Annotated in this window: 11 protein-coding genes and 1 pseudogene; all 12 read right to left on the bottom strand. The window is 44.1% G+C overall.

Annotated elements, in window-relative coordinates:
* On the bottom strand, positions 1 to 158 hold a 158-nt coding region (locus tag WEIDD23_RS14855), incomplete at its 3' end, for a beta-ketoacyl synthase N-terminal-like domain-containing protein (RefSeq protein WP_278279498.1).
* 87 nt (positions 159 to 245) lie between these two features.
* Positions 246 to 968, bottom strand: a complete 723-nt coding sequence (locus WEIDD23_RS09445; RefSeq protein WP_010374173.1) for a 3-oxoacyl-ACP reductase family protein — start codon at positions 966 to 968, stop codon at positions 246 to 248.
* On the bottom strand, positions 968 to 1909 hold the full coding sequence (locus WEIDD23_RS09440; RefSeq protein WP_060655412.1) for an ACP S-malonyltransferase: 942 nt from the start codon (positions 1907 to 1909) through the stop codon (positions 968 to 970). The genes WEIDD23_RS09445 and WEIDD23_RS09440 overlap by 1 nt, the downstream gene beginning before the upstream one ends.
* A gap of 21 nt (positions 1910 to 1930) precedes the next feature.
* Positions 1931 to 2878: a nitronate monooxygenase gene (locus tag WEIDD23_RS09435; protein WP_010374176.1), complete on the bottom strand. Its 948-nt coding sequence runs from the start codon at positions 2876 to 2878 to the stop codon at positions 1931 to 1933.
* Between the two features lie 31 nt (positions 2879 to 2909).
* Positions 2910 to 3149, bottom strand: a complete 240-nt coding sequence (locus WEIDD23_RS09430) for an acyl carrier protein (protein ID WP_010374178.1) — start codon at positions 3147 to 3149, stop codon at positions 2910 to 2912.
* Positions 3150 to 3227: 78 nt separating this feature from the next.
* Positions 3228 to 4199 (bottom strand): beta-ketoacyl-ACP synthase III, encoded by a 972-nt coding sequence (locus WEIDD23_RS09425; RefSeq protein WP_010374180.1) that lies wholly within the window; start codon positions 4197 to 4199, stop codon positions 3228 to 3230.
* An 11-nt stretch (positions 4200 to 4210) separates the two neighbouring features.
* On the bottom strand, positions 4211 to 4669 hold the full coding sequence (locus WEIDD23_RS09420; RefSeq protein ID WP_010374181.1) for a MarR family winged helix-turn-helix transcriptional regulator: 459 nt from the start codon (positions 4667 to 4669) through the stop codon (positions 4211 to 4213).
* A 2-nt stretch (positions 4670 to 4671) separates the two neighbouring features.
* Positions 4672 to 5145 carry a 3-hydroxyacyl-ACP dehydratase FabZ gene (gene fabZ, locus WEIDD23_RS09415; protein WP_010374183.1) on the bottom strand — a complete coding sequence of 158 codons (474 nt, stop codon included), beginning with the start codon at positions 5143 to 5145 and terminating at the stop codon, positions 4672 to 4674.
* Between the two features lie 270 nt (positions 5146 to 5415).
* Positions 5416 to 5628, bottom strand: a complete 213-nt coding sequence (locus WEIDD23_RS09410; protein ID WP_010374184.1) for a CsbD family protein — start codon at positions 5626 to 5628, stop codon at positions 5416 to 5418.
* A gap of 94 nt (positions 5629 to 5722) precedes the next feature.
* Positions 5723 to 7018: an adenylosuccinate lyase gene (gene purB, locus WEIDD23_RS09405; protein ID WP_010374187.1), complete on the bottom strand. Its 1296-nt coding sequence runs from the start codon at positions 7016 to 7018 to the stop codon at positions 5723 to 5725.
* 152 nt (positions 7019 to 7170) lie between these two features.
* A complete protein-coding gene (locus tag WEIDD23_RS09400; RefSeq protein WP_010374188.1) occupies positions 7171 to 8181 on the bottom strand; it encodes a peptidylprolyl isomerase in 1011 nt (336 codons plus the stop codon).
* Between the two features lie 65 nt (positions 8182 to 8246).
* Positions 8247 to 9287, bottom strand: a pseudogene (locus tag WEIDD23_RS09395) (carbamoyl-phosphate synthase large subunit); the annotation flags it as partial.

The following is a 9287-nucleotide window of genomic DNA, read 5'->3' as shown; positions in this document are numbered from 1 at the left end:
TTCACTTCACCAGCAACTGTGACACCCGTCTCAGTTGCGTCAAACTTTGTAATTGGTGCAATTCCAACTTGGCTGTTAAAAATTCCATCCAAAAAATCATTTGCTGTATTACCAACGGGTGTAACTGCACCCAAACCTGTTACGACAACTCGTGTCATGTTGTTCTCCTCTACTTTCCTAAAGCTTGGATACGACTTATTAATAAGTTGTAAAAGAATAAGTGCATCAAGTCGTATCCGTTTTCCTTAGATGTACAACCCACCATCGACCGTAATTGTTTGGCCAGTGATGTAATCGTTTTGAGCCAAGAACAAGGCAGTTTGTGCGATTTCCGTCGCGTTTCCAAAACGCTTCAAAGGCACAGCCTCTAGGACTTGTTCCTTAACCTTGTCAGACAACGCATCTGTCATGTCTGATACAATCATGCCCGGTGCAATCGCATTAACACGAATGCCACGCATTGCGCCTTCTTTAGCTAATGACTTTGTCAAACCAACAATTCCAGCCTTTGACGCTGCGTAATTTGCTTGGCCAACATTTCCCATCAACCCCACAACAGATGCCATGTTGATGATATTTCCTGAGCGGGCACGCAACATCTTCTTAAAGATTGGCTGCGTCACGTTAAATGTACCGTTCAAGTTTGTATTCACAACGTTTGCGAATTCACTTGGCTTCATGCCCATTGTCAATTTGTCGTCAACAATTCCAGCATTGTTAATCAAAATATCAATGCCATCAATTTCTTCAAACAAACCAGTCAGGGCGTTATTAACGCTTTCCTCATCAGCAATATCCGCTGTAATAGCGAGTGTGTTTTCACCAAACTCAGCCATCACGTCTGGTCTAACGGCCGAACGCCCGTGTAAAATTACCCGAGCCCCAGCCGCATCAAAGGCTTTTGCAACCGCTAAACCGATACCACGTGTCGATCCCGTGATCAACACATTCTTGTCTGTTAAATCCATTACACTGTCTCCTGTGCCGCAATCAACATATCGCGAACTTCATTAAATGAGGCCAAATCCTTCACGCAGTAGCGCTTGATATCTTTACCAACAATTTTCTTTGCGAATTTCATCAAGGTATCACTTGGTCCAAACTCAATTAGCGTATCAACACCATCATCAACCATTGCTTGCAATGCTTGTGCAAAATAAGTTGGTGACGTAATTTGCTTTAACAAAGTCGCTTTAACATCGTCAAACTTTTGACCCGTTGTATTTGAGTACACCGCAAATGTTGGTGCGCTAAACGTTTCATCCGTTAAACGATCTGCCAGTTGATCCGCAGCCGTTTGCAACAATGGTGTATGGAATGCACCTGAAACTGGCAATTCGACCATGCGTGAGACACCTGCTTCAGTCAATGCGGCCATTGCCTCATCAACATCAGCTTCGATTCCACCAATGACCAATTGATTAAACGTGTTAAAGTTCGCTGGGTACACGCGCTTTCCAGTAGCTTGCAATTTTTCAAGCGTTGCAACAACCAAGTCTTGATCGTCCGTCATTACGGCAACCATCTTACCTGGGTTTGCATCACCGGCGGCTTGCATATAAGCACCGCGATCCTTAATAATGGCCATACCTTGCTCAAATGTCATTGACCCAGCGGCTGTTAATGCACTGTACTCACCCAAACTCAGGCCCAATGCACCGGCTGGTTCAGGCATCACATCTGACAAAGCATTGTAGATGCCCATGCTCATTGCCAAAATAGCAGGTTGTGTGTACTTCGTTTGCTTGATGTTATCTTCACTATTCACAATAGTCGTCATCACATCGTAGCCAAGTAATTCACTCGCATGGTCGATTGTTTCTTGATATTTAGGCAGACTGGCATACAAATCAGCACCCATGCCAACTTGTTGCGCCCCTTGCCCGCTCATCAATAGTCCTAGTTTCATGTTTTTTACCTCGTTGTTTGGTTACTTCAACAAGTCTTCAGCTTGTGACCAAACATCTTCTAGAATTTCAGCCACTGGCTTAATCTCATGAATCATTCCTGAAATTTGGCCAGCCATGAAGGCCCCATTTTCCTTGTCACCATCAAGCACTGCTCGACGAAGAGACCCATTCTCAAGTTCTTCGATTGCATCTGCATCTGGCTTTGGCTTTGTAATTTCAATGCGCTCTTGCTTTACAAAGTTCTTTGACATCTTAGTCTTCAAGACACGAGCACGGTTACCAAGTAACTCTCCCGTCACAAGCGTATCGATATCCTTTGCTTTCACAACAGCATTCTTAAAGTTTTCATGGACCTCTGACTCAGCCGAAGCCAAGAAGCGTGTTCCCATTTGAACACCAGAGGCGCCTAGCATGAAGGCCGCAGCAACACCACGACCATCTGCAATTCCACCCGCCGCAATAACTGGAATGTTCAATGCGTCGACCACCTGTGGAACCAATGTCATCGTCGTCAACATACCAATGTGACCACCTGACTCCATTCCTTCGGCAACAACTGCATCGACACCCTTCTTTTCCATCATCTTGGCCAAACCAACAGATGGAACAACCGGGATAACCAAGATACCGTGGCTGTGCAACTCTTCAATAAACGGTGATGGATCACCTGCACCGGTTGCCACAACTTGCACACCCTCTTCGATAATGACATCGAAAACTTCACGGATGTGGCGTGATAGCAACATCACATTGACACCGAACGGCTTATCAGTCACCTGACGAGCACGACGAATTTCTTCACGCACCTTGTCAGCCTTCCAATAACCTGTTCCGATAATTCCCAAACCTCCAGCCTCAGAGACGGCACCAGCAAGATGTCCCGTACCCGCCCAGGCCATTCCGCCTTGGATGATAGGGTACTTCATACCCAACTTTTCAAATAATGGATTATTTAGCTTAACGCTCATTTTGTGGTTCCTTTCTCTTGGTGCTGAATATTTAGGCGTTAACTTGTGCAGCTACCTTGTTAACCAAGTCTTGTACCGTTTGGATTTCTTCAGCAACAGCCAACTTAATGTCAAAGTCGTCTTCAACACGGTTCAACACTTCAAACAAATCCAATGAATCTGCGTCGATGTCTTCCGTCAAATTCGTTTCAGGCTTAACTTCACCATCTTCCAAGTCAAATTGGTCTACCAAGATTTCAGTTACCTTGTTCAAAATTTCTGCTTCAGTCATGTTATTGTCCTCTATTTCTTTTGTTTAATAATTCGATAATTTAAATGTATAGGTCATATACAAAAATGGTTAAAAAAACTACACCTTGATAATCAAGGCACCAACCGTTAAGCCACCACCAAACCCGGCAATCGCAATTGTTTGCCCTGGTTTAATCGTCCCAGCTTCACGCAGTTCATCAAGTAAAATACCGATACTAGCTGCACTAGTATTACCATATAACGCCATGTTCGTTGGGAACTTTTCGATTGGCTGACCGAATCGCTTCGCAATACTGCTAACAATTCGTCCATTTGCCTGATGCAACAGATAATAATCAATCTCATCAGGTGTGAGGCTTGCTTTTGCAAGCGCCTCGTTTAAGACCGCCGGCACTTCGCGTGTCGCGAAATTATACACTTCACGACCATTCATCTTAAAATACGGATCAGCAGCCTTTAACTCACCCGCAAAATAATTTGCGTTTCGTTGTTGACCAGCTGTCAGGAATTCTGAGCGTTCACCAAAGGTTTTCAATGATTCAGCTAGTAAGCCTGTCTCTGCTCCAGTACGTTCAAGCAAAACCCCGGCCGCACCGTCACCAAACAACACGGCTGTTGATCGGTCATCCCAATCAACTAGCTTACTCAACACCTCTGCCCCGATAACTAAACCGCGTTGGTAACGTGTTGTCAGCAACGCGCTCGCCATACTCAACGTATAAACGAACCCTGAGCATGCCGCGCTTAGATCCCAAGCAAAAGCATTCGTAGCGCCAATCTTTCCTTGCACAATTTGTGCCACACTTGGTGATAACGTGTCAGGCGACATTGTTCCCACTAAGATGAAATCTAGTTGATCAGCTGTTAAACCAGCTTGATTCAATAATTTTGTTGCAACACCAACTGCTAAATCACTTGTATCCTCAGTCGATACGATATGCCGTTGGCGAATGCCGGTACGCGGTTGAATCCATTCATCGGATGTGTCCATAAATGTCGCTAACTCATCATTAGTTACGACCCTTTCTGGCACGACTCGCGCTGACTGGACGATGGTAAATCTTTCCATATCGCCCTCTCTTAGAACTGGATTAGCTCGTGAAGATATTCTTGCAAATTAAGCACGGCCTTTTTCACCGCCTCGGTTTCATCATCAGATAGAGAATCAAATAATGAGTGCGCCATACCGCGGTGAAAAGCCTCGTGGGCACGGAAAACTGTACGTCCGTTGTGAGTCAGCGCCAAATGGACAACCCGTCGATCATTGTCATCACGATGACGCTCGACATAGCCCTTTTTGACTAATTTATCAATAACACTCGTCATAGCACTTGGTGTTAAGTGCACCATTTCTGCAACTTGCGATGCGGTCCGGGTCTCATACATCGAGATTGCCGCAATCGTGTGCATATCTTTGATCGTAATGTCATTGAACTTTGATTCGCGTAATGAGGCTTCCTCAATCCACACAACGTTATTAAATACGTTGACCAATGCCTCATTAATCTGTTCGAATGATGCTTCTTCACTAGCTGCCATACTTACTTCTCCGTCTCACTCTTGGCATTATCTGCCGATTTCTCTTCAGGTGAAACAACAAACATCAGTTCAGCACTAGTTGCTAACTTGCCATCTACCATTGCCTTGACGTTTACTGTTCCCATGTTCTCTCTCAGATTACCGAATTCTACGTGTAACTTCAAGACGTCGCCTGGTTTAACCATGCGCTTGAACTTGGCATTATCAATACCCGTCATGTAAGCCGTCTTACCGACGAACTGTGGTGATGACAAAATCAGAATAGATGCCGCTTGTGCAAGCGACTCAATAATTAGTACCCCAGGCATAACTGGATTACCTGGAAAATGTCCTTGAAAGAACTGTTCATTAATAGTGACATTCTTTGTCGCAATCAATGACTCACCAGGCACCATCTCATCAACGTAATCCATATATAGAATTGGATAACGATTTGGAATCAAATCCATAATTTCCGTGGTTGTCAAAACTGCCATAGTCCCGCTCCTTCCAAAAAGTATTTCGAACATCGAAATATTCGATATTCAAATAGTATTTTATTTTCATCGAATTGTCAACACGCCTTTTCCAATAAATATACGTATACCCCATTTACAATTAACACAAAAAGCGCAGAAAACGCCTGTTTTTGGGCATTCTCTGCGCAACGCAATGCTAACGTGTTCACAGATTATTCAATATTTATTCATTCGCTTACAAAAAGTAAATAAAAAACACACCCATAATTCGGGTGTGTCTCATGATTGTTAGTCCTTCTTATCGAACTTGTCCTTCAGATTATCTACCGCATCCTCGGCCTTGTCCTTCAAATCCCCTAGCGCTTCACGCGCCTTACCGGTTAAACCTTGGGCCTTTCCCTCAGCCTCTAGTTTTGCATCACCAGTTGCCGCACCAGCAACTTCCTTGGTCTTACCTGAGACTTCATCGAACTTACCTTTTACTTGATCTTCCAATGCCATCAGTAATTTCCTCCATATCTGTGATTGCTTATATCATACCTAAACACAGAAGAAAGCGCTACCAAAAATATTTGAAGATTAGCCATTTGGGAAATTACAGTAACCCAACCCGCTTAAAGATGTCATCAACATGCTTGAGATGCCAATGATAATCAAATGCGTCATCAACTTCAGCTGCCGTCAGTTTACTTTGAATGGTTGGATCGGCATCCACCAAATCACGGAACTGCTTTTGTTCATCCCAAGACTTCGCCGTCAATGGTTGTACAGTATCATAAGCCGCTTCACGTGACATGCCTGCATCTACCAATTTCAACAACAACCGCTGTGAATAAATTAACCCATACGTGCGGGTCATATTCGTCTTCATCGTTTCAGGGAACACTTGTAAATTAGCCAAGATACCTGTCAAACGATGCAACATGTAATCTAGCACCGTTGTACCATCTGCCAAAATAATACGTTCAGCACTCGAATGAGAAATATCACGCTCATGCCATAACGTAACATCTTCCAGCGCCGTAACTGAATACCCTCGTAGCACACGTGACAAACCAACAATATTTTCAGATCCAATCGGATTACGTTTGTGTGGCATCGCTGAAGAGCCCTTTTGGCCACCCTTAAAGCCTTCTTCAACTTCGTGAATTTCAGACCGTTGCAACCCACGAATTTCGGTGGCAACTTCTTCTAAGGTCGTCCCGATCAAGGCGATTGTCGTCATATAATCCGCATGTAAGTCGCGTGGTAACACTTGTGAGCCAACGGGTTGGGGCGTTAAGCCCAATTCGTTCATCGCAACTTCTTCAACAGTTGGTGGTACGTTCGCAAACGTGCCCACGGCACCTGATAACTTTCCAGTCTCAACCAGCTCAGCAACTCGTTCAAATCGATCAATGTCACGCTTGGCCGCCTGATAAAAACGAGCCATCTTTAAACCAAACGTTGTTGGTTCAGCGTGTACACCGTGAGTTCGTCCCATCATCACAGTATCTTTGTAACGAAGGGCGAGTTCACCCAAAATATCACGATATGCCACCAGGTCCGCCTTGATAACGTCATTTGCCTGGCGTAGACGTAAAGCTTGCGCTGTATCAACGACATCCGTTGACGTCAACCCATAGTGAATCCACTTCCGTTCTTCACCCAATGATTCAGACACATTTCGGGTAAATGCTACCATGTCATGGCGCGTTGTCTCTTCAATTTCCGCAATGCGAGTGACGTCAAAGCGAGCATTCGCCCGAATAGCTGCCAAGTCCGCTTCAGGCACGTGGCCCTCTGCTACCCAGCCCGCCGTCACAGCAATTTCAACATCCAACCATGATTGGTACTGATTTTCCAAAGACCAAATGTGACGCATTTCAGGTCGCGCGTAGCGATCAATCATAATATAACCCCTCTCAAATTCGTAAACACGAACGAAACGTTTTTAACATTCATTATTGTACATTATTCCCGAATGATATTTCAAGGTAATTCAAAAATGTTTTATTTTTAGCGCACAAAAAAAGAGACCAGAAAAATCCGGTCTCTTTTAGTTTACTTATCTGAAGATTCAGATGAAGCTGCTGAACTTGAGCTTGCTTCACTTGAACTTGCACTTGAAGATGCCTTGCTTGATGAAGATTCAGATGAAGAAGATGACGTCTTAGCAGCCTTAGCAGTTGCAGCGGCTTGCGTGTACGTTGCCAAAACATTCTTCAATTGTGAATCTTTAATGTTAACGTTAGCCTTAGCCAATTCGTTACCAATAATCGCTTGCACCTTTGATGAATCAGACATCTCGTTCGTCACCAAGATTTCCTTCATCTTAGACTTCAAAGTTGTGAATGACTTCTTGTCATCACGTGAATCCATCTTAATGACAAAGTAACCTGAGTACGTATCTGACTTAACAGGCGTCTTTGTGTATTCACCCTTCTTCAACTTGAAAGCAGCCGTCTTAAAGTCGTCTTCCAAAGTTGTGTTGGTTGAATCAAAGGCGTCCATCTTACCACCCTTGTCCTTAGTTGAAGAGTCTGTTGAGTACTTCTTAGCCAACGTGGCGAACTTATCACCATCGTCCAACTTAGAAATCATATCCTTGGCTTCATCTTCTGAAGAAACCAGGATAACAGAAACGTTCACATTAGGCGTGTAGTTCTTGTATTGTTCCTTCAATTGCTTTGTCGTAAACTTTGAGTTTGCTTCAACCGCGGCCTTCTCCAAAGCTTGCAACTCCAAAGACTCCTTGAATGAGTCTTCCGTCATACCGTTGTTAGCCAAAGCCGTTGAGAATTGTGAACCGTATTGCGCCTTCACGTCATCATATTGCTTTGTAATTGCCTTTGACGATACCTTGTCACCATACTTCTTATCCAACACCTTTTGGATAATCATGTTAGCCAATTGTTGTTGTCCTTCAGTGGTGCTCTTTAACTTCTTGTAGTAGTCCGCTTGCGAAATACTTCCTGAATCGGTAGTTGCGATTGACTTAGGGCCTACACCCCAAACAGCCAATCCCAAGGCTGCCGCAACGACAACCAAAATAGCCACTACTTTCTTCCACATGGAAAAATTCCTTCTTTCAAAAATTTATTATGTGTATCAGTTTACCATATTATCTTTAAGTTTGCTTATAGCACCTGATACGTTGCGCCCATTGCAAAGCGTCCATTATCTAACGTTTGCGTTGTATTGAGATGTTCGGCAAAATCCGCATCACGATACCGCAGACGTGCCGTTTTGAGACGCCATTGTAATGTCATGAGTTGATCAACCAACTGCTCATCAGACGCGGATGGCGTCCCAAGCATATACCGTACGACCAGTCGCAACCAGGATACACCCGTCACCTTATCTAGAAAGGCAATATGTGTGAATGGCATAGGCCGAATATCGGCCGCAGTAATCTCGCCATCTATTGGTAACCGATCAACAATTAATTGGTACATGCCCGGCGTATCGATTTCAAGCTCCGGCCGGGGTAAAGTTTCCCATAATGAAGGCGTCATAGCAGACTGATCCAATAAAATGCCGCCATTATCTTGATGGCCAATCCCGATGATGTGCAATTCAACCCCGTCATAGAAATAATTAACGACTGTCTGTTCACCTTCACTCAACATGCTACTTGGCAAGTATTTTTCTTTGGCAATCACTTGCACATTGACCCCCATCTTACGTAACTGGGTAATCAGCTTAATGCGATTGCCAGGGACGAACACACGGGTTGGTTGTTCAATTTCAATCACATTCATCACGTCTGAAATTTCAAGCGGTTCATAATATTGCTTATCACCAAGTTGCGGTATGAAAGTTAAATCAGTCGGATTATTATTCATCAAAATTGTCTTTAAACCTTGACTTCGAAGTTCATCAGCCACCGTCGCCATCACATATGAGGCTGCGGCACCATCACCTAAACGAAAGGCGCCAGTCCCGATAATCAAAGCCGAATCGTCACCTAAGCGTTCACTTTCGTTTTCGGATTCGAAAGTCGAATAAAACTGCGAAACTGACTCTTCAAACTCACCCGCCGATGGTTCAAACGCCTTGTAGGTTGGCAAAATACCATTATCCCAACGATAACGGCGTACTGCCTCGTACTTTTCATCCCACAATTTAGCAACTAACCCGTCTGACAAGCCGTAATACTTGGCTTGTTGGAGCACATC

This window comes from Weissella sp. DD23, from assembly GCF_001579105.1.
Lineage (GTDB): Bacteria > Bacillota > Bacilli > Lactobacillales > Lactobacillaceae > Weissella > Weissella cibaria.
This window is presented reverse-complemented; position numbering and strand designations above follow the sequence as displayed.

Excerpts from the sequence above, each read along its gene's own strand:
- WEIDD23_RS09445 (WP_010374173.1), bottom strand. The coding sequence starts at position 968 with ATGGATTTAACAGACAAGAATGTGTTGATCACGGGATCGACACGTGGT.
- WEIDD23_RS09440 (WP_060655412.1), bottom strand. The coding sequence starts at position 1,909 with ATGAAACTAGGACTATTGATGAGCGGGCAAGGGGCGCAACAAGTTGGC.
- WEIDD23_RS09430 (WP_010374178.1), bottom strand. The coding sequence starts at position 3,149 with ATGACTGAAGCAGAAATTTTGAACAAGGTAACTGAAATCTTGGTAGAC.
- WEIDD23_RS09410 (WP_010374184.1), bottom strand. The coding sequence starts at position 5,628 with ATGGCATTGGAAGATCAAGTAAAAGGTAAGTTCGATGAAGTCTCAGGT.
- WEIDD23_RS09420 (WP_010374181.1), bottom strand. The coding sequence starts at position 4,669 with ATGGCAGCTAGTGAAGAAGCATCATTCGAACAGATTAATGAGGCATTG.
- fabZ (WP_010374183.1), bottom strand. The coding sequence starts at position 5,145 with ATGGCAGTTTTGACAACCACGGAAATTATGGATTTGATTCCAAATCGT.
- WEIDD23_RS09400 (WP_010374188.1), bottom strand. The coding sequence starts at position 8,181 with ATGTGGAAGAAAGTAGTGGCTATTTTGGTTGTCGTTGCGGCAGCCTTG.
- WEIDD23_RS09425 (WP_010374180.1), bottom strand. The coding sequence starts at position 4,199 with ATGGAAAGATTTACCATCGTCCAGTCAGCGCGAGTCGTGCCAGAAAGG.
- purB (WP_010374187.1), bottom strand. The coding sequence starts at position 7,018 with ATGATTGATCGCTACGCGCGACCTGAAATGCGTCACATTTGGTCTTTG.
- WEIDD23_RS09435 (WP_010374176.1), bottom strand. The coding sequence starts at position 2,878 with ATGAGCGTTAAGCTAAATAATCCATTATTTGAAAAGTTGGGTATGAAG.